This is a genomic window from Lysinibacillus sp. EB271-A1-10B (genome assembly GCF_058791335.1).
Window position 1 is genome coordinate 20,804 of the sequence record NZ_JBYTDL010000015.1, and the last position, 24,525, is coordinate 45,328.

Below are 24,525 nucleotides of genomic sequence, written 5' to 3' on the forward strand. Positions count from 1 at the left end.
TCTTCTAGGTTTGTTGGGGATATTCATATCCAAAATGTTCGTAGGCCAAATGTGTTGCCACACGTCCACGCGGCGTCCGTTGTATAAAGCCGATTTGCATCAAATATGGCTCGTACACATCCTCAATTGTAACGCGTTCTTCACCTATAGATGCTGCCAACGTATCCAAGCCTACTGGGCCACCTCGGAAGCGCTCAATCATATTGGTCACAAGTTTATGGTCAATATGGTCAAGCCCTCTAGGATCGACTTGTAATAGCTCAAGCGCTTGCTTAGCAAGTCCCTCCGTTATCATACCATCTCCAAGCACCTGTGCATAATCTCGTACTCGTTTTAGCAGACGGTTAGCAATACGAGGTGTACCACGTGAGCGAGTTGCCATTTCAAGTGCTGCTATTTGTTCAATATCAACATCAAATAAAAGTGCACTACGTACAACAATTTCTGCAAGTGAAGTATTATCATAATACTCCAATCTTAATAATACGCCAAAGCGATCCCTTAAAGGTGCTGATAATGCACCTGCTCTTGTTGTTGCACCCACGAGTGTAAATGGCGGTAAATCAAGTCGTACAGAACGCGCTTCAGGGCCCTTACCAACGACAATATCTAAACAAAAATCCTCCATGGCAGGATAAAGCACCTCTTCAATTGCACGAGGCAGGCGATGTATTTCATCAATAAATAGCACATCTCCTGGCTCCAGTGAGCTTAAAATAGCTGCTAAATCGCCAGGACGTTCGATAGCAGGGCCACTAGTCATGCGCACATTGACATTCATTTCATTAGCAATGACAGCAGCTAATGTAGTTTTCCCAAGTCCGGGTGGTCCATATAACAGCACATGATCTAAACTTTCCTGACGAAGCTTTGCCGCTTCAATGAAAATTTGTAAATTCTCCTTTACCTTATGTTGACCAATATATTGTGCTAATCTCTGTGGGCGTAAAGATAATTCAAAATGTTCATCATAGCTACCTGCCTCACTAGCCATCATACGTTCAGACATGTACTTTCCCCCCTTTCACTATTTTAACTTTAATAGCAATTGTAAAGCTTGTTTCATAAATGCATCTGTTGTTTCAAGCTTGTCGTTATCTTCGAGCTGTGGACGTATTTTTTCTAGTTCTTTTTCAGAATAACCTAGTGCCATTAAGGCAAGAATAGCTTCTTCAAGCTCATGTTTATATGGATTCACACCAAATAACGGTAGCTCATCTTCTGTACTTGGTAGTTCAATAGTATCTAACAATCCGCCAAGTTTACCTTTTAAATCTAGAATCATTTGACGTGCCGTTTTCTTACCGACACCAGGAAACTTTACTAAAAACGATTCATCCTCTCGTTCAATGGCACTGATAACCTGTTGTGGATTCCCAGTAGCTAAAATAGCAAGCGCACCCTTTGGTCCAATCCCTGACACTAAAATAAGTTTACGAAACAGCTCTCGTTGGTCTAAATTTGGAAAGCCATATAACACTTGTGCATCCTCGCGTACATGCAAATGTACATAAATTTGTTGTTCAAGTGCTGATGTCCTGAACGCAAATGGATTAGGTGTATTCAGCTGCCAGCCTATCCCTTGTTGTTCTAGGACGATATACTCAGGAGTTATACGCTTTATTTGCCCGTTTAAATAATCATACATTCTATAATCCCTCACAATCATCGTCTTCGATTATAGCATATTGCGAACGAATGCTCGACTATAACAAATGCGCTAAAGCGCTCGTTTACATCCGACAAGCGCTGGAGAGTCCGAAGCAAAAGTAAGTGATTCACCACTTTTTCCCGAGGGATCGAAACGACCTCGAGAATGTAGCGCTTTAGCCTAGACGAAAACTATGCTCTAGGTTATACACAGTTAAGAATCTATAATTTCCTTACCATTAAGAAATAGCACAAGTATTCGTTCACAGACAAAAATGACCGCCGAAAGACGGTCATTTCTTTATCATTTTATCAATATCGTACCACAGTTTTGGCCAATATGTGAGAGCTCGTTTTGTAAATGGCACTAAATAATCTAAAAATACCAGCTGCTGAGCTAATGGTAAATCTATTGCAAAAAGCCATTCACGTAATAGCTCATTTGGATATTTTAAACGATGTAGCTTTTTTTTATCTAATCGTTTCATCTCTGGTAGCTCTGCAAATATTTTACCAAGGTCATAATTTACAGCTGGCAGTACACGATGCAACCATAAAATATATTCATCATCCGCTTCTCCAAGGTGAGCCAGATCAAAATCGATTAAACGTAATTCACCATCTGAGCACCATAAAAAATTATGATGTACGACATCTCCATGTAAAAGCGTTATTTCTTTTTCAGGTACATCTTCCTGCGCGATTAACTGTAATGATTTCTCACTATAATGTAAAATTTGATCGATTTCTTCTTTTGTTAAAAATGGGCGAAACTCTTTCCGTCTGCTTTTAAAACGCATAAAACGCATTTGCCATTTTAAAAGCTGTGAATAGGTGTGCAAGCCTGGCACACGTTGCCAAGCAATTTTTTTATGTGTATCATGTAACATATTTAATAACTTCAGTGATTCCTTCCGATCTTTTTTACGAGCAAAATTAGCACCATGACTTCCCTCTTGCCAATCTTGCACGATTAAATACTCGTCATCACTTTTCATTAAAGGCAAAATCAACGAGGGTTCTAGATATCCAAGCTGTCGATGAATAGCCCTCACCTTTTCTGCTATTTCTATCTGCTTTGCTCGTTTCACAAAATAATTATTGGATTGATATTTATACTTCCAAATATTCGGCTTTACTTCTTCAATGATATACGCTTTTTCACCATCGATAAGGCGTCATCCCGCCTGGGAAAAAGTGCGGTGACATCCATGGTCCTACTGACGAATACGGCATTGGGCAATGTGATGGACATGGTGGTGGACATGGTGGCGGGCATGGTGGCTGACAGAAACATGGGTCCATGTGCCAATTTGGCATCATAGCTGGCTGAGCATGACAACCACAAGGCTGTTCCATTTCCGGCATAGCTTCAAATTCTGGTTTCATAGGGAAGAATGGAGATGTACTAGATTCTAAGAAATCCCCTACCCCAGCAACTTTTTCGCATCCCATTTCACATGATGGTTGCTCTGGCATTGTATACGCCTCAACTTGCGGCTCCATTGGCATTGGCATATGCATCGGCATTGGCCAATACATATGATGATGCACTGGCTGATGGCAGCTTGCACAATGTGGTACTGCTGGCATTTGTGGCATGATAAAAATCGGTTGCGGCATTGGCATTGGTGCTGGCGTCGGTTGGGCTACAGGTTGTGGTGGTGGTTGAATTTGAATTGGTGATACAGTTTGCTCTACACTTGGCATGACAACTTGTTGATTCCAGCTAAGCTCAACTGGCGCTGGCTGAGGCATCGGCATCGGCATTGGATACGGAATTGGAATCATCTGTGGTTCTGGCATTGGTGGTGGTGGTGCAATAATTGGTGGTGGCATTGGTCGCTGTACTTCTTTTTCCTTAAAGTGCTTTGTAGGTGACTCCTTATGCATATGTTCCTTGTGTCCCTCTTTATGTGATTCCCTATGTCCGTCTCTATGTCCCCCCTCTCTATGTCCATCTCTATGCATTCCACGATCTGTTTCTCGATGATGTTCTCTATGTGGTTCTTTGTTTATTTTTTCAGGTAGGATAATTTCCATGCCCGGTACAATATAGTCTGGGTTAGCGAGATGGGCATTAAGCCGCTTTAAATCTTCAAATGAAACTCCGTACTCTTTCGCAATCTTCCACAACGTGTCTCCCTTTTGGACAATATGAATACGCAATTTTTTCCTCCCTTCCTCTCTTCGTATCATATGTTCAATGTTCCAATTGGATACAAAAAATTCACCCATGTTAGAAAGGCTTCATGGTACACTAGGTTTTAAGGAAAACTGCTTCCTTTATTACAAGCAGAGGTGATCTCTTATGAAAAAAATGTTAGGCGAAGAACGCCGACTGCAACTTCTAGCACAACTAAAAAACAGCACAGCACCTATAACAGGGACAGACCTAGCTAAATTCGCTAATGTTTCTAGACAAGTCATTGTTAATGATATGACATTATTAAAGGCTAGGAATGAGCCTATTATTGCTACTAGCCAAGGATATCTTTATATGCATCAGGAACAAATACAGCAGACCGTTGAACGGACAATTCCTTGCTTTCATACAGCAGAAAATGCAGAAGATGAACTGATAACAATAGTTGATTGCGGTGGGACAGTAAAAAATGTTATTGTTGAACATCCTATTTATGGAGAAATTACTGCATCCATTATGGTCTCTAACCGTCATGAGGTAAAAAAATTTATTCAACGTGTCAACGAAACACAAGCAAGTTATTTATCCGAACTAACAGGTGGTACACATCTTCATGTTATTTCCGCGCCTTCTGTTGAAATTTTAGATTTAATTGAGCTTACTTTACGAAAAAAAGGCTATTTAGTTGTCGATCAATAAGTCAACAAATTTTCCTTCCATAATGTATAAAATCAAATAATTGATTCAAAGCTGCTAGCCTTCACGGAGACTAGCAGCTTTCTATTTAAATGAATTTATATGGTTTACTATCAGGTGTATTGATTAACCATTTATACATTCTAATTAATTCGAAAGGCTGATTTCCGCTACGGGCTACTCGCTTTCCCGCGGGAGTCGAGTAGCCCGTAGCGGAAATCAGTTAAAATGGGGATATATTAGCAAAATAGCAACAAAAAAATCCTTATATATCACTCAAATATAATCCTCTTTTTTCTCTATCGACAACCTGATAATATTATTATTTAATTTTTTGAAGCTTATTTCATTATTTATGTAATCATATGGAAAATGCTATTGCAATTTCAAAAAAAGAGCTATCCACATTAATTGGATAGCGCATTTTGTTGAAAACTATGATGGCAATGCATTTCAAAAATGAATGCTATAGCTACTTAATCAAACGGAATAAACTTATAACAGTGACGCGACTGTAAGACTGCTGTTACTGTATTCTCGACTACTCTTTCGCACAAAAAACTTCTGTGAAGTTTTTTGTATGTTTTAAGTGACATGCTAGAATATACATGCTATGAGAAATGGTTGATTGGAGTGGAGACTGAGCGACTCCTTGGGGATTAGCGTCACAGATGAGACCCTGCAGCGAGCCTTGCGAGTGAAGCGGCTCATCGGACGCCCCCAGGAAAGCGCTCAGTTGGAACGGAAATCACCCCCTCGTTTTGCAGAAGAGCCATACTTTATCTAGCTTTCATCCACATTAATTGGATAGCTTCAAAGTTAAAGAAATCTTTTTCGTTGTGAAGGTGTTGGCAATAAACAACTTTCTTTCCGTCCAAAGAGACGATATCTATTTTTAGCAAATATTCGGTACATTATATTTCGTATAAATGGAGGAATAAGAATGAAAACATAGCAGACAGGCCAAAAACTATTTAATCTCCTACAAATTTTAAGTGCTGCAGTAGATTCAAAATAGACCTTCCCATGCTCAATTAATATGACACTATCGATATTTTCTGGTATTTCGTATTGAGCAAGTAACGCCTGCCCTGCATCACTCTGGATGGATGCAAATTGAAAATATGCTGCATGATCATATTCGATAATAAATTGCACACTGCTATCACAAAAATTACACACTCCGTCAAATAAAATAACGCCGCCCATACAATTTCCTCCTAGCGAAGACGACATTGATTACTCGTCTGATGTTCGATAAGTAAAGTATGTCCCAAGTGACTTCACTTTGCAACCAAGTGCAGCTAGTTCTTCCATAGCCCCACGCATCATTGGCTCCTTTTCATCTGCTAAAACATCAATCATAAAGAAATAATCGCCTAAGCCCGTTTTTAATGGGCGTGATTCGATTTTACTTAAATTTAGCTGTCGCCATGCGAAAACTGATAATACTTGATGTAACGCTCCTGAACGATCTATTGGTAATGTAATCATGAAAGTTGTCTTCGCCTGTCCATCTGATAATTCTTGCGGTAATCGTTTATTTTGCTTAGATAATACGAAGAATCGTGTATGGTTAAAATGGAAGTCATGAATATTAGTTTGAACGATTTCTAAGCCATATTTTTCTGCTGCCGCTGCATTTCCTACTGCGGCAATGCACTCATTAGGATTTTCGGATACAAATTTTGCCGCTGCTGCCGTTGATGTCGTTTGATGTAACGGAGCATGGCTGAAACGATAAAATAAATATTTATGACATTGGGCTAGAGCATGTGGGTGTGAATAAACTCCTGTGATTGATTCCCAATTGTCTTTCTGCGCTTTATTGACCATTAAATGCTGCTGTATTTTTAACTGAAGCTCACCTGTAACATATAAGGTCGCCTCATGAAATAAATAATCAAGCGTTAACGATACTGATCCTTCTAAAGCATTTTCCAGTGGTACAACTGCTAAATCCACCTTCCCCTTCGCTACCGCCTCAATACATTCTGGAATTGTAGAACAAGGGACAAGCCACTCATTCGGAAAAGTTGCCTTTGTTGCTAAGTATGTAAATGATGCCTCAGGTCCTAAATATCCTATTCGTTTTTCCCATTGTTGCTCTGTCATAACATTTCCTCCTGTTCATGGTTTTATTTAATTGGCTCACCACCAAAACGTATATACATGATATACGTTTTAACAAATGTCATCCCTAACTTTTGGAGACAAGCCTCTTTAGTTTCACTAATGTAAAAATTCGGAATTTTCAATTCCTAAAAAACTCCTTTTATTCTACATCAAATATTAGGTAAGGCATAGTATGAAGCTTCCCAAACGCTCCGGAGCCTCTATGGTTATCCATTCCTCTTCTCTATGAATTTTCTCTATCGATATAGAATAAGGAGCTGTCCCATGAAGTGATCATTACATCACATGGGACTGCTCCTTTTGAGCTTATTTACATTTTGTCAAAAATTTAAACATGCTGTCAGTCATTACAATGCACCCGAACTAATTACTTCCGCTGACTCTACAAAATCTAAACGTTTAAGTTGCTGTATTAAATCATCAAGTTCACATGTCATACTAGTGACATCTAGCGACAACGTAACATTAGCACGTCCTTGAATCGGTATCGTCTGATGGATAGTCAGTACATTGCAATGCGTAATTGTCACTGTTTCTAAAAGCTTTGCAAGTGTTCCTTTACGGTCCTGAAGCTGTACAAAGACTGTTAAAATGCGTTCCTGCACAATTGAGTGAAAAGGAAATACAGCATCACGATATTTGTAAAACGCACTACGCGATAAATCCACCTGCTTTACCGCATCCCAAATGGAAGTTACCGTACCACTTGAAAGTAAGTGTTTCGCCTCCAAAGTTTTTTGCATAGCATCCGTTAAAACATCTTCACGAACTAAATAATATCGCTGATTCGCAACATTCTTCATACGCTTCCCCCTAAAACCTATTCTTAGTCGACAAATTCAAATTCGAATTCCAATAAGCGTACAATATCGCCATTTTGTGCACCACGTTCACGTAATGCTTCATCGACGCCCATACCACGTAATTGGCGTGCAAAACGACGTACACCGTCCTCGCGGCTGAAGTCTGTCATTTTGAAGATACGCTCAATCGCATATCCACCAAGAATGAATGTACCATCAGGATCACGAGAGATTTCGATTGAATCTGCTTCAGATTGGTGTTTGTAAAGTACCGTTGCATCTGATTCTTCATCTAGATCGTCGAATAATGGGAATTCTGGAGTTACTTCCAGTAAGTCAGCAATTTCAAATAATACTGGCTTTAAACCTTGGCGAGAAACCGCTGATACTGGGAATATTTTCACATCATCGCCCACTTTTTCACGGAAAATTTCTAAGTTTTCCTCTGCATCTGGCATATCCATTTTATTTGCCACAATAATTTGTGGACGTTCTGTTAAACGAAGATTATATTGTTTTAGCTCATCATTGATTGTTAAGTAATCTTCATAAGGATCGCGCCCTTCCATACCCGACATATCAATTACATGTACGATAACACGTGTACGTTCAATATGACGGAGGAATTGGTGACCTAGACCAACACCTTCGTGCGCACCTTCGATTAAACCTGGTAAATCGGCCATTGCAAAGCTACGATGATCATCCGTTTCAACCATTCCTAAGTTCGGTACGATTGTAGTGAAATGATAAGCACCTATTTTTGGCTTTGCCGCAGAAACAACAGATAATAATGTTGATTTACCTACACTTGGGAAGCCAACTAATCCTACATCTGCTAGTACTTTCAGCTCTAATATAACATTTAATTCTTGTCCTGGCTCACCTTTTTCAGAAAGTTCTGGAGCAGGATTGGCTGGTGTTGCAAAGCGGGAATTCCCGCGGCCACCGCGACCAGCTTTTGCGATAATCGCTTGTTGACCATGCTCTACTAAATCCGCAATAACAACGCCTGTTTCTTCGTTCATTACAACCGTGCCCGGTGGTACTTTAACGATTAAATCATCTGCACGTCTACCATGCATCCCTTTGCTCATACCATGCTCACCACGGTCAGCCTTGAAGTTGCGTTTGTAACGGAAATCCATTAACGTTCGCAGACCTTCTTCAACTTGAAAGACAACATTCCCACCGTGACCACCATCGCCACCAGCAGGACCACCATTCGGTACAAATTTTTCACGACGGAAGGCTACCATTCCATCCCCACCGTCGCCACCTTTTACATAAATCTTGACGTGATCGACAAACATTTAATTCACTCCCTGCTTGCACTCAATACATATATCCAAGACGTATTTGTCTCTTCCACTGTTTGAATGTCTAATTGTTTCAAACCTTTTTCGGTGAATGCATCAGCACTCCATTGCCCATTTAGCGTAAATGTCACGGCAAATGTATGATCGTCAACACGTACATCGAGCGCTAAGCTCTGCTCTGTAAATGGATCTAATGTATCATAAACATGCATAACTGTTTTGTTTAAGTAATCTACAACTTCCGAATCAATCGTATTTGTGACAGGCATTTTTATATCACCACTAAGCTTCATTGGCAATGAAGGATAGCGCCAGCCTGCCGTTTGCAGCCATTCGATTGTTTGCGGTAATTGTATTCGATTAAGGATAGAAAGTACTTGTAACTGTTCTGAATAATTTTGAATAAGTTTTTTTGATTCATCAATTCTACCTAAATCTAAATTCATGCGAATAAGCTGCAGCTGATTCACATAATCATGATTTGCAAAACGTATTACTTCACTAATGGTTAGTGATTGATTGTTCATCCCATTCACTCCAATAAAGTTATCCTTACTAGTATAACAAGTTTTGCTGTATTTTTCCCTTAAATCTTCATCGAAATTTAGCCAAAAAAAGGACTGCAATAAATGCAGTCCTCCGCTTTATGTTATCTTATAAAAGATTAAGCTTCTTGTGTTGCTGGGTATACAGATACTTGTTTGCGATCGCGACCTAAACGTTCGAATTTTACAACGCCGTCAACTTTAGCAAATAGTGTATCGTCACCACCACGACCTACGTTTGTACCTGGGTAAATTTTTGTACCGCGTTGACGGTAAAGAATTGAACCACCAGTTACGAATTGGCCATCAGCACGTTTAGCACCAAGTCGTTTAGACTCAGAGTCACGTCCGTTTTTAGTAGAACCTACACCTTTTTTAGATGCGAAAAATTGTAAGTCTAAAGTTAATAATAATTTCATTGTGTTCCACCTCCTACTTGGTTGTAGTTGATTTGGATATATTGTCCGTAATTTTGCACCATAGAATACACTTGGGCTGTCATTACTTGGACAATTAACTGTAGTTTTGCATCAATCTCAGGCTCTAAATCTGATGGTAAGTCTACCTTAAGATAGCCTCCACCTTCAGCAGCTTGTTCGACTTCTGGCTGTAATTGTAATAGTGCATAAATAGCATTTACCGTACCGATGGCAATGGTAGATGCTCCTGCACATACTAAATCCTTACCAGATTCATCGTATTCCGCATGTCCTGAAAATTCAAATGCTGACACATGTCTATTTTCATTGTGATGAATCGTAACTTGTATCATTCGCTACACCTCATAATTAAGCGTTGATAGCTTCAACAACTAATTTTGTGTAAGGTTGACGGTGACCTTGTTTACGACGGTAGTTCTTTTTAGCTTTCAATTTGAAAACAACGATTTTTTTCGCACGGCCTTCTTTCACAACTTTCGCTGTTACAGTAGCGCCTTCTACGAATGGAGCTCCAACTTTAACGTTTTCGCCACCTACGAATAAAACTTTATCGAAAGTTACAACCTCGTCAGCTTCTACACCTAATTTTTCAACATAGATTTCTTGACCAGCTTCTACTTTGATTTGTTTACCACCAGTTTCAATAATTGCGTACATTTTACTGCACCTCCTCATAGACTCAGACTCGCCTGTTTATAAAGGTGATCATACGATACTTAAACCTTTCCAGTGCGGTTGTAGTAGCACAGGTGCTACAAACAATAACATTAAAATATTACCACACGATTTCTATCAAGTCAATCTTTTCATTACATATTTCTCAAATGCTAAACGATATTTTCGATAATTCCATTCCTTTAACACTTGAAGCCATATAAATAAACATAAAATTGCTATAAAAATAGATTGCGGAAGGTAACTTAAAGTTATCATGAATAGTATAAAGGCAATTATAAGAGAAAGCCAGTAGTAATATTCAAACGCACGAACACTTGGATTGAATAAAAATAAGCACGCTAAAAATATTCTGCCACCGTCCAATGGAATAATCGGTATAACATTGATTGCTAATAGCACAAGTTGCACATTAATAAGCTTGGTCGCAAGCAGCTCTGGCATAAAAAAAGCGAGGCCAATCCCTAATATTGTAGCGATTGGTCCCCCTAAGGCAATCCAAAGGAGTGACGTTGCTGGCACAGCCGCTGGATTTTCAAATTCTATTTCCCCTCCGTAAGGTGTAATAACGCATGATTTTACGCTAACGCCACAAAGCATCGCCATTAACAAATGACCTGCTTCATGCCATAATAACGAAGATAAAATAATAGCGTAATAAGCAATTTGACCGGTAAAAATCATTAAAAATACGAGAGGGATACATAGAAGATGCAGTTTAATTTTCATTGGACTCCGCTGTTTCAAGCCACTGTACAATCTGCTCCAAATTATATTGTGCCTTATCTTTCTCAATTGAGATATAGAGTTGACCCGTCTCTTTCATGCCGATTAAATCGTTTGCCTGCACTGTTGTGTATGGAAGTTGTGCTAAACTATCTAGCATACCATAGGATACAGTTGTACCATCGTCATAACTGATTGTCATTGTTTTACCAGTATATTTTGTATGACCGGTAAAAACGACAAGACCACTCTTTCCAGCATAAACCGGTAAGCCCATGTCATATTGCAATAAAAAGCCTTCCTTAAAAACTTCCGCATTGGCAAATGTTAATAGTTCAGTTTGTCCAACATCACTCGATACTAAAATTGTTGCATCATCTTTATTTAACCAGCTTTGTCCGAGCTCGCTTAAATAAGTCAAATCAGCTGATGTTGTAACAAGTTTTCGCACCGGTGTTTCCAATACGCCTTGATCCTCTAAACGAATTACTAGCATAGTTGCAGCCACAAGTAATATCGCGACCAACCATTTCCATTTTTTAAACAAGCCCTCATCCTTTTTTCACACTATATGAGCTTGCATGTCCATTCATGCACAAAGAAAAAACCTTCTCGTACAAATGCACGAAAAGGTTGATGATTATTTTGAAAATAACGCTTTTAGTTTTGAAAATACACCTTTATGTTCATCTTCAATGGCCATAAGTGGTACAGACTCTCCAAGTATTCTTCGAGCAATATTACGGTAGCCAAGAGATGCTTTATTAGCAGGATCCATTACTACTGGTTCACCTTTATTGGACGATGAAATAACCCCTTCATTATCTACAATTATTCCTAATAAATCTATAGACAAATGTGTTGTAATTTCATTCACATCCAAAGTATCACCGCTTTTCATCATATGCTGGCGAATACGGTTAATAATTAGTTTAGGTGCCGTAATTTCTTCCTGTTCGAGTAAGCCAATAATTCGATCAGCATCACGCACAGCAGAAATCTCTGGCGTTGTTACTACAATTGCATGATCAGCACCAGCAACCGCATTGCGATAGCCTTGTTCAATGCCCGCTGGACAGTCTATTAAAACATAATCATAATCTCTTTTTAATTCTTCTACTAAGCTCTTCATTTGCTCAGGTTTAACAGCATTTTTATCTGTCGTTTGAGCAGCAGGTAATAAAAATAGTTTTTCATCTACACGTTTATCTTTTATTAGCGCTTGATGAATCTTACAGCGCCCTTCAACAACATCTACTAAGTCATAAATAATTCGATTCTCAAGACCTAAAATCACGTCCAAATTACGTAAGCCAATATCTGTATCTACTAAACATACTTTTTTACCTTGTAGAGCCAATGCAGTCCCAAGGTTAGCCGTTGTCGTCGTTTTTCCGACGCCGCCTTTACCTGAAGTTATGACGATCGCTTCTCCCACACTAGCTTCCTCCCTTAGACACATTTAACAATGGTCGAATATTTTTTAACGCGTGAATTTGATCGTACGTAATGCGCCCATCATAGCCAATAAATGCACAAGTCATCTCTTCTTGATTAATCGTTTTTACATGTTCGTCTGACATTGCCTGAACCTGATCAGCAATCATGATATGTGTGGCTTCAAAACAAGATGCTGCAATGATTGCTTCCTTATTACCATGAACACCAGCATGTGCAATTCCTTTAAGTTTACCTAGGACATACACATTGCCAGCTGCTTCTACACGCCCGTTCGGATTGACATTCCCTACGATAATAATATCGCCTGGCGAACGTAGAACTTGACCCGATCTGACCACACCTAAATATGTATCTTGTTGACTTTCAATCCTTTTCTGGTTGCTCTCATGGACAGTCAGTACTTCACTTTGCACTTTTGAAACGATTAGTTGCTCTGTTTCCTGAACAATTTTAATAAGCTCTTTGATTTGTTCATCAGAACAGTATCGATAGCCCAAATATAATTGTACATCTACTTTACTATCGATACCGCTCTCTGAAACTTTCTTTTTTAGCTCTTCTACTAAATCGACATACGCACATTGATCGTCTAAATGAAGAACAAATCCATCCTTTGTTCCCTTCATATTAACTAACTGTTTTTTCATGAATGCCTCACCCCACGTTGCTCTTTGTTAAGAAACTTCACGTGCTCTCTGTAAGACACGCGCATTAATCAGATACTTGAAGGCCCAACCAAGAATCATTAAAAATAGTGCATTAGCAATGATCGTTGGCAGTAGTCGTGAACGTAAGAAATCCGAAAATGGAATCGTTGTAAAGTCGATAAGATAGAAGAATTGATAAAGTATAAATTCTAAAATTGCTACTAAAACAACTGAAATCGTCGTTGTCACAACTAAGTGCTGATGAATAACTTTCACAATTGACCCTGCTAAAAAACATACTAGCGGAAACAGTACTGAATATAATCCAATAATATCAATGTAAAACACATCATACAAGACACCAAAAAAAAGTCCATACATTACCGCTCGTTGACGGCTGTAATAGATGGATATAAATATTAAATATAAGATTAAAAATCTAGGGACCAAATAATAGATATGCCCTTTCACTTCAATCGGTGAAAGCATAGCAAACTCTGGTTCTAGTAAAAATAGTAAAACTGCCACAGAGGGAATGAGAAATCGAACCATTATTCAACCTCCTCGTTACCCTGTTGTGGATGTGTTAAATCTCCGTTCGATTTATTACCATCAGATCCATCTATCATCGTAGAGGAACGTTTAGCAATAACAACATAATCTAAAATTGAAGAATCAGCAGATGGTCTTACATAAGCCATTTTCGTTAAGCCATGATCATCTGTACTTACTTCAGTTATTTCTCCGATTGGCACATTTTTTGGGAAAATACCGCCAAGTCCCGATGAAACTACTTGTTGACCTTTTTTAACTGTTACTCTTGAATCGATTCGCTTCATGATGAGTTCATTACGCTCTTTATCATAGCCCTCGATTAAACCGTATGCTTGTTTATCTCCTGGAACCATCGCAGAAACACGATAGTTTGGATTATTTGAATATAAAAGCTCTACCGTAGAGGTAAAAGGCGTCACTTTAGTAACTTTACCGATTAAACCTTTCGCTGTCATAACTGCCATATTTTTTTCTACACCGTGTGAAGATCCTTTATCTAAAATAATTTTGTCTTCCCACTGGTCAGGGTTTCTAGCAATAACTGTGGCATGAATCGGATCATATGCTTTTAAGCTTTCCGATTTGTCCATAAGCTCTTGAAACTTTTTAATATCAGATTTCAAGTCCGATGCCTCAGCTTGTACAGCAACAAATTCATCTAAGCGTGCTTTTAAACGTTTATTTTCTTCGTACGTGTTTAAGAGGGAATCAATATTATCAAAAACACCAGCAATATAATTCGCCGGCTTCGCAACAATAGATTGTGCGACGCCGACAGTGTCTTTAATAATTTGCTCTGGTAAAGTTGCATTAGTCCGTTCACGTAATGAGAAGCTAATCAATGCCACAATAAAAACCATGCCCACAAGCAGCAAAATTAATTTCTTATTGAAAAAAAAGTGTGGCATTGCCTAAACCTCCTTACCCTTTAACTTGTTGTTGACGAATTAAGTCAATATGTTCTAAAGCTTTACCTGTACCAATAGCAACACAGTCTAGTGGATCTTCTGCGATAAATACTGGCATATTAGTTTCTTGGCTAATAACTTTGTCTAAGTTTGTTAATAGCGCACCGCCACCTGTTAGGACAATTCCGCGTTCCATTACGTCTGCAGATAATTCAGGAGGTGTTTGTTCAAGCGTTTTTCGAACTCCATCAATAATAGATGCTACCGCTTCACGTAATGATTCAGAAATTTCCTGTGATGAAATTTCGATCGTTTTCGGTAATCCTGTTAAAAGATCGCGCCCTCTAATTTCCATTTTTTCTTCTGGACCTTCAGCCAACGCTGTACCAATTTCCATTTTCACTGCTTCCGCAGTACGTTCACCGATTGTTAAGTTATATGTTTTACGAATATACGAAATGATGGATTGGTCCATTGCATCCCCGCCGACACGCACGGATTCACTTGTTACAATACCACCTAATGAAATAACCGCTACCTCTGTTGTACCACCACCGATATCAACGACCATTGACCCTGTTGGATCCCATACTGGTAAGTTTGAACCGATTGCTGCTGCAAATGGCTCTTCAATTGTAAAGGCTTCTTTAGCACCTGCTTGGCGAGCAGCATCAATAACCGCACGTTGTTCAACCGATGTAATACCGTAAGGCACACAAATCATAACATTCGGTTTTTTCCAATTACCACCAGAATTTTTACAAGCTTCTTTTAAATAGTATTCTATCATTGCTGTAGTAATATCAAAATCAGCAATAACGCCATCTTTCATAGGACGAATTGCTACGATTGAGCCAGGTGTACGACCAATCATATTTTTTGCATCGTTACCTACTGCAACGATATCTCCAGTTTTTGTATTTTTCGCTACGACTGAAGGTTCGCGTAAAACGATTCCCTTCCCTTTAATAAACACTAATGTATTCGCTGTGCCAAGGTCAATCCCGACATCTTTATTTCCTAATCCAAACAATTTGTGTACTCCCTTTCTATTTAAGCCATACTTTCGTTGACATCAACTTATACCTCGGCGCGTTTACACCCCGAGGCTTTATCTTCATTCACTCGGTGTTAGACACCTACTGAAAAAAACTACACACTCAATTATCTCACACCTGTTGGAATGAGAGTCTTTTTCTGAATAAAAATAAAATCATACCGTTCATTATAACGGAAAAACGCAAGAATTTATAGTGCCACATACCTCTTCTCACGGAAAAGATACTATTTTAATTCCCTCCCAAACAAAAACAGTACGTATAGATTAGCATATAATTTTTATTCTTGTAAGACAACGTGTAATAGGCTACCAATTTTTGTGAATATTATAGACATTTCTATGAATACAATAACGTATTCTATAAGAAAAGGTTCGTTTTCATTATTAGCTTTTCGCAAAAAAATACAAAAAATATTTTTTGTAAAATAATGGAGCGATTTGATTTTCACTAAACTTTAGAAACAAGGAACACTGTGAGGCTTCACGAAATGATTCGGTGACCACTCTACAATCTTAATTACATACCTCAACAAATCTTATTTAGCTAGAGATTGTCATCTTTAAACTAAATAAAAAAACTCTGCAAAATATATTGCAGAGTTAAAAATATCCTTTTTCTTTCAAACTAATAAACTGATGATCACCGATGATGAGATGATCGATTAAATCTATGCCTATAATATAACCAGCCTCTAAAATTCTTCTCGTCACTTCAATATCCTCATCACTAGGTGTTGGAACGCCACTAGGATGATTATGTGCACAAATTATAGAAGCGGCAGATCTTTTTACAGCTTCGCGATATATCTCCCTTGGATGGACAATCGAAGCATTTAGACTGCCTATAAAAATTGTCTTTCTATGAATAATTTGATTTTTCACATTCAAAAAAAGAACGACGAAATGTTCCTGATTCAATGAGGTCATATCAGGCATTAAATAGGTAGCGGCATCTTGCGGGGAACGAATCGTATATTTTTCATCGCTATGTTTCTGCGCGAGACGTCTACCGAGTTCAATTGCCGCTAATAACTGAATGGCTTTAACCTCACCAATCCCTCTAATAGCAACCATTTCTTCTATTGTTGCATGTTTCAAATGATGTAAACGCTCAAAAACGCTTAGTACGCGATTTGCCAGTACAAGGACAGACTCTTCTTTAGTGCCTGTCCTTAGTAAAATAGCAAGTAGCTCCTGATTCGATAAACTCATAGCTCCTTGTCTACGTAGTCTTTCACGGGGGCGATCTTCTATATGAACGTCTCGTATCATCGTCCTTTGTAAAACATCATTCGTCAAAAAAGCCTCACTCCTTCGCAAATTGGATAATATTGCGTGCTACCAATTGCGTAAACAACGCTGCAAGTGGTAAACCGACAACATTGTTATAATCTCCTTCAATTCGTTTCACTAGGAGGGTTCCAGCAGTTTGAATGCCATAACCGCCTGCTTTATCAAATGGATCTCCCGAATCTACATATGCTTCGATGAGCTCCTGCGATAATTGATGAAAGACAACATTTGTCTCTTCCACAAATGTAGTTTCATGACCGTCAGGCTCAATAATGGCAACAGCTGTCATGACCGCATGACACTTCCCTGATAAGCGCAATAAGTGAGAAATTGCCTCCTCACGATTTTTTGGTTTATGGAGTAGCTCATCATCATAAACAACAATCGTATCCGCTCCAATAATCGTTGCATCTGGCGCTTTTTTTGCCACATCACGTGTTTTTAATAGAGCTACACCTTTTACATAATCTTGCATTGTAGTTGCCTGAACGCTTGTCTCTTCTACTTCACTAGTTATTATGTCAAACGGAAGGGATAGCATAGTAAGTAATTCCTTTCGTCGTGGTGAAGCAGAAGCAAGCACTATCTTGTGATTTGTTTTAAACATTGTCTGACCATTCCTCCTTATTAGTTATCATAACGGAGAATTTGGCATTTGAAAATTTTCTAAAAATCAAGATAATGCTTATTTCACTATCTTTTATGCTTAAAATTTCACTTGAAGACAAGCATTTTTCGATTTGTAATGGGCCAAAACTTGTAATCGAATGATGCTGGTATCGCTTGAAATAGACGAGGCTGCTGCTCCAATAGATTGCCAATCAGCAGGTAGCGTAGAATCTTTGGAATTATCCTTAAAATTTAATTTTGTTGCATTTTTGTCAGTTAGCACAGATGGAAGCTCTGCAAGTGTTGCCTCCTTACAACTGTCGCCACTCAAAGTGAATGCTTTTTTAAATGTTGCAGGATCTTTTAAGAAAACAAGTTGACTTTCATCTGTTACCACACTTGTCCAAATGTGAAATTTTCCATCGACCTCGACAATGGCACTTTCTTTTAATGAAGGGTGTTCAGATACAAATGCGCTTGCACTTTCATAATTTGAATAGACCCCTGCTTGACTAGCAAAAAGCATGGGTCCGTTCGTTGCTCCTCCCGCTGTCGTAATGGTTTCCCCTTTGGTATTATTATTACTTTTATTAGCTACCTCATTACTATCATTTTTTATAGAAAATTGAGTGCTCGCTTGAAGAATACCTAAAAAAATGCCTACACCAAAAAGTCCTACTACTCCTCCAATAATCATCGCCCGAAATATTTGTTTTCTCATCACTTGACTGACAATTTTCATTCGACCATCACCTCTTTCTTTAACGTATCAAAGTAAATTTAGAAAAGACCAATTTGATATATAAGTATATGTACAAAAGGATGTGTAAATGCGAATTTACTACATTTTGATTCACTAGTTATTTTCGAGGTTTTACTGCAAAAATAAATATTTTTGTATAAAAAGATTTACTAAAAAAGAGGTGGATTTTTTATATTACTCTTTTGTATCTCTATCAAAGGAGTCTTCTACTGTTTAACAAAAAAATTTGAGGATGCGCAAGGAAACAGAAAGCAGAAATAGAAAAAGAAATAATATTATTACAGATAAATACTAGTGATGGAGGTAAGAAGGTGGATAATCCGAAAATTATTGGACAAACAAAAACAGTAGGGTTTCAAGTAGGTGTTAGAAGGATGTTCCCGATTTCCCAAGAGGAAGCTTGGAACCTAGTTACTTCACAAGATGGATTAAACGTATGGTTAGGAGAGAGTATGTTCATTATCCTTGAACCAGGACAGAACTATATTACGAAATTAGGGTCAGGAGAAATACGCGTAGTTAAACCTTTACAACAACTTCGTCTAACTTGGCAAAAGGTAGGATGGGACAAGGCATCAACCGTACAAGTTCGTATTATACCGGGTGCAAGTAATAAAACTACTATTAGCTTCCATCAAGAAAAACTTTCTAATCAGAATGTAAGAGAAGAAATGAAAAAATATTGGCAAAAAGTACTTATGGAACTCAAAGAGAGAATACCCAAATGAAAAAAATCAGGTACTCATTTTTTTATGAGTACCTGATTATATTGGAAATATACTAACTACATGTTAATTGTTTTTTAATCTACTACGAACTTCCGTTAATAAATACAATGAACCCGATACAATCGTCCTCGATTTACTTGCTGACTGTCGTTTTAAAAATTGCACATAATCTTCTAAAACTGCCTTATGAGAGGCGTTGGACAGCTCAAGCATGTTGTGAGCAGCCATCGCACGGGGATTATCAATATCAACAAAGTAAAAACAATCACTTACTTGCTCAAATAGTTGCAAAATCTCTTTTACAGCCTTATCTGCAAGAATTCCAATTACAAAAGTAATCTGCTCATCTGGGAACTCCTGCTTAATCGTTTCTATTAATTTCTCAGCACTCGCTGGATTATGCGCACCGTCTAAAACAATATAAGGCATAATTTCTTCAAAGCGTCCTAAAATGGTAGCGTTTTCCACAGCTTTTTGAATAGATTCTTTACTAACTTGTAACTCCAATGCAGTCGCTACTTCAAAGAAGGCTGTAATAGCAAGTGCCATATTATTCGCCTGATGTGCTCCCTTTATAGTGCGTGTAAGCTTTGTAATGCGGAGGCCATTGTCATTATGCACATAGCTCTCTCCATCTTTCTCTTGTTCCACATAAAACTGATGATTTAGCTCAAAAACGGATGCATGTTTTTTGCTGGCTTCCTGGTAGACTATATTTTTCGCTTCTAACGGTAAATCGCCGATAATAACTGGATGATACGGCTTAATAATTCCGGCTTTATGGTAGGCAATACTTTCAATCGTATCTCCTAAAAAATTCGTATGCTCTAATGCGATACTCGGTATGATAGAGGCAATTGGTGTGACCACATTCGTACTATCAAGTAAGCCACCCATACCAGCTTCAATAAGGGCGATATCTACATTACTAGCAACAAAATGTAAAAATGTTGCAACTGTTAAAAGTTCAAAATCCGTTAGTTTGCTACTAAGTCCGGCTACCTGCATTTGTTGGAATACAAGGTCCATTTCAGCTTCTGAAATAGCTTGACCTTCTACTTGAATTTGATCATGCACGTCCAAAATACAAGGAGACATAAATTTACCAACACGTAAGCCATGTTCCTTAGCAATTGATTCTAGAAAAGTAAGTGTCGAGCCTTTACCGTTAGTCCCTGCTAAATGTACGACTTGCAATTTATTTTCCGGATTACCTACTCGTGCCAAAGCTTCTTCAATCGCAGTTAGACCTGGTTTAATAACATCATCACTCTGAACATTCCATTTTTCCTTATAGCTATTCCATTTAGGGATCATCTTTGTTCCCCCTGTAGCCATTGTCGAACTTCAGCTATAAAATACAAGGAGCCTGTAATGACGATAACATCCTCATCATTTCTTTGATGTAGCATCATTTGAACCATTTCACACCAATTCGCATTATATATTTTATTCGTATTTGTAGATAATGCAGCTAATTGATCAGCAGGCATAGCATTTGGAAGCTCAATTTGTGTAAATGCAATTGATGTAGCAATACTATCCATTAAAGCAATACTTTTCGCATGATCTTTATCCGATAATGCTGCATATATAAATCTATAGTTTTGTTGCGGATAAACCGTTTTAAGAGTTCGAATTAACGCCGCAGTTCCTTCAGAATTATGTGCCCCATCTAATATTATAGGACCTGGTAATTGCTCAAAACGGCCTGCCCACTGAGCTTTTGCCAAAGCTTGACGGATTGATGCATCTGAAATATCAATGGCTCCATTCTCTTTTAACGTTAAGATCGCCGTAATCGCAACGCTTGCATTATTTATTTGATGCTGGCCAGCCATTTTTAATGGGATAGCTTCCATCTCCACATTTGCTTTATGGTAATTAAAATATTGCATATCAGTTCCTTGTTCAATTTTTTCAACCGTAAAATCCTTCCCTAAAACAAAGTATGGGGCATGACGCTCATTTGCTACCTCACGAATAACAGAAAGTGCCTCTTCACTTTTAACGCCCACTACAACAGGTACATTTTCTTTAATAATTCCCGCTTTCTCAAACGCTACTTTAGCTAACGTATCTCCTAAAAACGCAGTATGTTCTAATGAAATCGTTGTAATAATTGAAATTAGAGGCGTAACGACATTCGTAGCATCTAAACGTCCACCAAGTCCCGTTTCAATCAACGCAAAATCCACTTCTTCATCCGCAAAATATTGGTACATAATAAGTGTTACCACTTCAAAAAAGCTCGGAAATTCACCTTCATAATGTGTTTCAATAATCTCAGCAACATTGTTCATATAGTGTAAAAATTGCGCATCATTAATTTGCATACCATTAATAGTCATACGTTCATTAACACGTTCTAAATGAGGTGAAGTAAAGGCGCCTACTTTGTAGCCAGTAAGTTGTAACATTTCTCTTAGCGCATTCACTGTTGACCCCTTCCCATTTGAGCCTGCTAAATGGATAACACGTAGCTTGTCCTGTGGGTTATTAAGAAAAGCTAATACCTCTCGCATCAAGACGAGCGGAGCACGTTTATGATCAACTGCCTTTAACGTAAAAATAAAATCTGTACATTCTTTCATCGTTTTAAACAAAAGAAACACTCCCTCTTACTACATTACCTCTATTTTAGTATAATAAAAACTTACACTTGAATGAAAGAAAAAAGCAGCGAATGACGATAGCCATCCGCTGTCTCAATCTTACATATTTTTTAGTTCTTCTAAACGTTTTAATACGACCGCATGTTTACTTTCGTAATCAGCTAATTTCTCACGCTCCGCATTAACTAATGCTTCTGGCGCTTTAGACACGAATTTTTCATTCGATAACTTACCATTCACAAGCTTCACTTCTTTTGCCCATTTTTCTAATTCTTTTTCAAGACGAGCAATTTCTTCTTCTAGATTAATAAGTCCAACAAGTGGTAAGAATAGTTCAGCTCCAGTTACTACTGCTGTCATTGACTGACCAGGTGCTTCTAAGTTTTCTCCAATTGTTAGTGATTCTGGATTACAGAATTTTTCTAAATATGCTTTATTGGCTTCTAGTACTGTAACCGTTGTAGCATCCTTCGCTGAAATATATAGCGGCACTTTTTTGCTCATTGGTGTATTTACTTCCGCACGAATATTACGTACTGAACGTATAATATCCATTAGGAGCTTCATATTGTCTGCTTCCTCTGCAAAATGAAGATCCGCACGAACAGTTGGCCATGCTGCCACTGTAATTGATTCACCTTCATGAGGTAAGTGCTGCCAGATTTCTTCTGTAATGAATGGCATGAATGGATGTAATAGACGCATAGTTTGGTCTAAAACGTAAGCTAAAATAGAACGCGTCGTTTTCTTAGCTGTTTCGTCATCACCATATAACGGTAATTTAGCCATTTCAATATACCAAGAACAGAAATCATCCCAAATGAAGTTATACAGCTCACGCCCAACTTCACCAAATTCATAACGTTCTGCAAGAGATGTTACACGTTCAATTGTTTCATTTAAGCGAGTTAGAATCCATTTGTCGGCAACTGATTTTTCACCAGTTAAGTCGATTTCATCATATGTCATACCTTCCATATTCATTAAAGCAAAACGAGAGGCATTCCAAATTTTATTTGCAAAGTTCCATACTGACTCTACTTTTTCAGTTGTATAGCGTAAATCTTGACCAGGAGAAGATCCAGTAGCTAAGAAGTAACGTAATGAATCAGCACCATACTGATCAATAACGTCCATAGGGTCTACACCATTGCCAAGTGATTTACTCATCTTGCGTCCTTCTCCATCACGTACTAAACCGTGAATTAATACATCTTTGAATGGGCGCTGACCTGTAAATTCAAGACCTTGGAAGATCATGCGAGAAACCCAGAAGAAAATAATATCATAACCAGTTACAAGTGTGCTTGTTGGATAGTAACGTTTAAATTCTTCGTTAGTCTCATCTGGCCAACCCATTGTAGAAAATGGCCATAGTGCAGACGAGAACCATGTATCTAATACGTCTTCATCCTGCGTCCAATTTTCTGCATCTGCCGGTGCTTCTTTGCCTACGTAAACTTCACCTGTTTCATTGTGATACCAAGCAGGAATTTGATGACCCCACCATAATTGACGAGAGATACACCAGTCACGAATGTTTTCCATCCAGCGAGAATATGTGTTTTCAAAACGAGATGGTACGAAGTTTACTTGCCCTTCTTCATCTTTTTGAAGAGTAAGTGAAGCATCAGCAAGTGGTTGCATTTTTACGAACCATTGTGCAGAAAGATATGGCTCTACAACAGCACCAGAACGCTCAGAGTGCCCTACTGAATGTGTATGCTCTTCAATACGGATAAGCACGCCAGCTTCTTGTAAATCAGCTACGATTTGCTTACGACATTCAAAACGATCCATACCGTTATACTTGCCAGCAAGCTCGTTCATAGTACCATCTTCATTCATAACAAGAATGCGTTCTAGGTTGTGGCGGTTACCCACCTCAAAGTCATTAGGATCGTGTGCTGGTGTCATTTTTACAACTCCAGTACCGAAATCCAAATCTACGTAGTCATCTGCTACGATTGGAATTTCACGACCTACGATTGGTAAAATAACTGTTTTACCGATTAAGTGTTGATAGCGCTCATCATTCGGGTGAACAGCTACCCCAGAGTCACCTAGCATTGTTTCAGGACGTGTAGTTGCTACTTCCACATATCCTGAGCCATCAGCTAATGGGTATTTCATATGATAGAATGCACCTTGAACATCTTTATAGATAACTTCAATATCTGATAATGCTGTTTTTGCAGCAGGATCCCAGTTAATAATGCGTTCGCCACGATAGATTAGGCCTTTTTCATACAATTGAACGAAAACAGTTTTAACTGCATCAGAAAGACCTTCATCAAGTGTGAAACGCTCGCGAGTGTAATCTAACCCAAGACCAAGCTTCGCCCATTGATCACGAATATGTCCAGCATATTCTTCTTTCCATTCCCATGTTTTTTCGAGGAATTTTTCACGACCTAAATCATAACGTGTAATATTTTCTTCTCGTAGTTTTGCTTCTACTTTTGCTTGTGTCGCAATACCTGCATGGTCCATTCCTGGTAACCAAAGTGCATCATAACCTTGCATGCGCTTCATACGAATTAAAATATCTTGTAAAGTTGTATCCCAAGCATGGCCAAGGTGTAGTCTACCTGTTACATTCGGTGGTGGAATAACGATAGAATAAGGCTCCTTTTCACTTGTAGGCTGCGCCTCAAAAAATTTCCCTTGTAACCACCATTCATAACGACCTGCTTCAATGGACTGTGGATCATATTTTGTTGGCATTGAAATGTTTTCTGTCATTTTGA

27 protein-coding genes and 1 other annotated feature are annotated in these 24,525 nt (G+C 38.4%); of the genes, 2 read left to right on the forward strand and 25 right to left on the reverse strand.

The window, feature by feature from the left end; all coding sequences use genetic code 11:
* Positions 1–4: 4 nt before the first annotated feature.
* From ruvB to AC3WSK_RS17690, 4 genes are all read right to left on the reverse strand, one after another.
* Positions 5–1,009 (reverse strand): Holliday junction branch migration DNA helicase RuvB, encoded by a 1,005-nt coding sequence (gene ruvB, locus AC3WSK_RS17675; RefSeq protein WP_079563584.1) that lies wholly within the window; start codon positions 1,007–1,009, stop codon positions 5–7.
* 18 nt (positions 1,010–1,027) lie between these two features.
* Positions 1,028–1,648 (reverse strand): Holliday junction branch migration protein RuvA, encoded by a 621-nt coding sequence (gene ruvA, locus AC3WSK_RS17680; RefSeq protein WP_079563583.1) that lies wholly within the window; start codon positions 1,646–1,648, stop codon positions 1,028–1,030.
* A gap of 295 nt (positions 1,649–1,943) precedes the next feature.
* A complete protein-coding gene (locus tag AC3WSK_RS17685) occupies positions 1,944–2,741 on the reverse strand; it encodes a phosphotransferase (RefSeq protein WP_492413153.1) in 798 nt (265 codons plus the stop codon).
* A 70-nt stretch (positions 2,742–2,811) separates the two neighbouring features.
* The gene (locus tag AC3WSK_RS17690) at positions 2,812–3,819 is read right to left on the reverse strand and encodes a LysM peptidoglycan-binding domain-containing protein (RefSeq protein ID WP_492413151.1); all 1,008 of its coding nucleotides are present in this window, start codon (positions 3,817–3,819) and stop codon (positions 2,812–2,814) included.
* A gap of 142 nt (positions 3,820–3,961) precedes the next feature.
* On the opposite strand from AC3WSK_RS17690, the gene AC3WSK_RS17695 reads away from it, so the two are divergent.
* Positions 3,962–4,495: a transcription repressor NadR gene (locus AC3WSK_RS17695; protein WP_079563580.1), complete on the forward strand. Its 534-nt coding sequence runs from the start codon at positions 3,962–3,964 to the stop codon at positions 4,493–4,495.
* Positions 4,496–5,311: 816 nt separating this feature from the next.
* Here AC3WSK_RS17695 and AC3WSK_RS17700 read toward each other — a convergent pair.
* From AC3WSK_RS17700 to AC3WSK_RS17785, 18 genes are all read right to left on the reverse strand, one after another.
* Positions 5,312–5,701, reverse strand: coding sequence for a thiol-disulfide oxidoreductase DCC family protein (locus AC3WSK_RS17700; RefSeq protein ID WP_492413149.1), 390 nt, complete (start codon positions 5,699–5,701; stop codon positions 5,312–5,314).
* 30 nt (positions 5,702–5,731) lie between these two features.
* On the reverse strand, positions 5,732–6,607 hold the full coding sequence (gene pheA / locus AC3WSK_RS17705; protein ID WP_079563578.1) for a prephenate dehydratase: 876 nt from the start codon (positions 6,605–6,607) through the stop codon (positions 5,732–5,734).
* A gap of 368 nt (positions 6,608–6,975) precedes the next feature.
* Positions 6,976–7,431: an ACT domain-containing protein gene (locus AC3WSK_RS17710; RefSeq protein WP_079563577.1), complete on the reverse strand. Its 456-nt coding sequence runs from the start codon at positions 7,429–7,431 to the stop codon at positions 6,976–6,978.
* Positions 7,432–7,454: 23 nt separating this feature from the next.
* The gene (obgE, locus tag AC3WSK_RS17715; protein WP_079563576.1) at positions 7,455–8,744 is read right to left on the reverse strand and encodes a GTPase ObgE; all 1,290 of its coding nucleotides are present in this window, start codon (positions 8,742–8,744) and stop codon (positions 7,455–7,457) included.
* A gap of 5 nt (positions 8,745–8,749) precedes the next feature.
* Positions 8,750–9,277 (reverse strand): Spo0B domain-containing protein, encoded by a 528-nt coding sequence (locus AC3WSK_RS17720; protein ID WP_079563605.1) that lies wholly within the window; start codon positions 9,275–9,277, stop codon positions 8,750–8,752.
* A gap of 137 nt (positions 9,278–9,414) precedes the next feature.
* Complete coding sequence (gene rpmA, locus AC3WSK_RS17725) at positions 9,415–9,714, reverse strand: 50S ribosomal protein L27 (protein ID WP_079563575.1); 300 nt, start codon at positions 9,712–9,714, stop codon at positions 9,415–9,417.
* Positions 9,711–10,067 carry a ribosomal-processing cysteine protease Prp gene (locus tag AC3WSK_RS17730; RefSeq protein ID WP_079563574.1) on the reverse strand — a complete coding sequence of 119 codons (357 nt, stop codon included), beginning with the start codon at positions 10,065–10,067 and terminating at the stop codon, positions 9,711–9,713. The genes rpmA and AC3WSK_RS17730 overlap by 4 nt, the downstream gene beginning before the upstream one ends.
* Positions 10,068–10,083: 16 nt before the next feature.
* Positions 10,084–10,392 (reverse strand): 50S ribosomal protein L21, encoded by a 309-nt coding sequence (gene rplU / locus AC3WSK_RS17735; protein ID WP_036124117.1) that lies wholly within the window; start codon positions 10,390–10,392, stop codon positions 10,084–10,086.
* A gap of 14 nt (positions 10,393–10,406) precedes the next feature.
* Positions 10,407–10,482 (reverse strand) — a sequence feature (ribosomal protein L21 leader region).
* A 45-nt stretch (positions 10,483–10,527) separates the two neighbouring features.
* Complete coding sequence (locus AC3WSK_RS17740; RefSeq protein WP_079563573.1) at positions 10,528–11,139, reverse strand: zinc metalloprotease; 612 nt, start codon at positions 11,137–11,139, stop codon at positions 10,528–10,530.
* A complete protein-coding gene (locus AC3WSK_RS17745; protein WP_492413144.1) occupies positions 11,129–11,683 on the reverse strand; it encodes a peptidoglycan DD-metalloendopeptidase family protein in 555 nt (184 codons plus the stop codon). Before AC3WSK_RS17745 ends, AC3WSK_RS17740 begins: the two co-directional genes overlap by 11 nt.
* A gap of 93 nt (positions 11,684–11,776) precedes the next feature.
* Positions 11,777–12,574, reverse strand: coding sequence for a septum site-determining protein MinD (minD, locus tag AC3WSK_RS17750; protein WP_079563571.1), 798 nt, complete (start codon positions 12,572–12,574; stop codon positions 11,777–11,779).
* Between the two features lies 1 nt (position 12,575).
* On the reverse strand, positions 12,576–13,244 hold the full coding sequence (minC, locus tag AC3WSK_RS17755) for a septum site-determining protein MinC (protein ID WP_079563570.1): 669 nt from the start codon (positions 13,242–13,244) through the stop codon (positions 12,576–12,578).
* 27 nt (positions 13,245–13,271) lie between these two features.
* Positions 13,272–13,796, reverse strand: a complete 525-nt coding sequence (gene mreD, locus AC3WSK_RS17760; RefSeq protein ID WP_079563569.1) for a rod shape-determining protein MreD — start codon at positions 13,794–13,796, stop codon at positions 13,272–13,274.
* Positions 13,796–14,707: a rod shape-determining protein MreC gene (mreC, locus tag AC3WSK_RS17765; RefSeq protein WP_079563568.1), complete on the reverse strand. Its 912-nt coding sequence runs from the start codon at positions 14,705–14,707 to the stop codon at positions 13,796–13,798. The genes mreD and mreC overlap by 1 nt, the downstream gene beginning before the upstream one ends.
* A 13-nt stretch (positions 14,708–14,720) precedes the next feature.
* A complete protein-coding gene (locus AC3WSK_RS17770) occupies positions 14,721–15,740 on the reverse strand; it encodes a rod shape-determining protein (RefSeq protein WP_079563567.1) in 1,020 nt (339 codons plus the stop codon).
* A 627-nt stretch (positions 15,741–16,367) separates the two neighbouring features.
* Entirely contained in the window at positions 16,368–17,039 is a 672-nt protein-coding gene (radC, locus tag AC3WSK_RS17775; RefSeq protein WP_427484217.1) for a RadC family protein, read from the reverse strand.
* A gap of 34 nt (positions 17,040–17,073) precedes the next feature.
* Entirely contained in the window at positions 17,074–17,667 is a 594-nt protein-coding gene (locus tag AC3WSK_RS17780) for a Maf family protein (protein ID WP_492413141.1), read from the reverse strand.
* Between the two features lie 99 nt (positions 17,668–17,766).
* Positions 17,767–18,411 carry a hypothetical protein gene (locus AC3WSK_RS17785; RefSeq protein ID WP_079563135.1) on the reverse strand — a complete coding sequence of 215 codons (645 nt, stop codon included), beginning with the start codon at positions 18,409–18,411 and terminating at the stop codon, positions 17,767–17,769.
* Positions 18,412–18,743: 332 nt separating this feature from the next.
* Between AC3WSK_RS17785 and AC3WSK_RS17790 the strand changes: the two genes are divergently transcribed.
* Positions 18,744–19,160, forward strand: coding sequence for an SRPBCC domain-containing protein (locus AC3WSK_RS17790; RefSeq protein WP_492413138.1), 417 nt, complete (start codon positions 18,744–18,746; stop codon positions 19,158–19,160).
* Between the two features lie 63 nt (positions 19,161–19,223).
* Here AC3WSK_RS17790 and AC3WSK_RS17795 read toward each other — a convergent pair whose 3' ends face one another.
* The 3 genes from AC3WSK_RS17795 to AC3WSK_RS17805 all read right to left on the reverse strand — a co-directional run bounded on the left by AC3WSK_RS17795 (position 19,224) and on the right by AC3WSK_RS17805 (position 24,520).
* Positions 19,224–20,477, reverse strand: coding sequence for a bifunctional folylpolyglutamate synthase/dihydrofolate synthase (locus AC3WSK_RS17795; RefSeq protein ID WP_492413136.1), 1,254 nt, complete (start codon positions 20,475–20,477; stop codon positions 19,224–19,226).
* Positions 20,474–21,766, reverse strand: coding sequence for a bifunctional folylpolyglutamate synthase/dihydrofolate synthase (locus tag AC3WSK_RS17800; RefSeq protein ID WP_492413134.1), 1,293 nt, complete (start codon positions 21,764–21,766; stop codon positions 20,474–20,476). Before AC3WSK_RS17800 ends, AC3WSK_RS17795 begins: the two co-directional genes overlap by 4 nt.
* Before the next feature lie 108 nt (positions 21,767–21,874).
* On the reverse strand, positions 21,875–24,520 hold the full coding sequence (locus tag AC3WSK_RS17805) for a valine--tRNA ligase (protein ID WP_492413132.1): 2,646 nt from the start codon (positions 24,518–24,520) through the stop codon (positions 21,875–21,877).
* Positions 24,521–24,525: the final 5 nt, after the last annotated feature.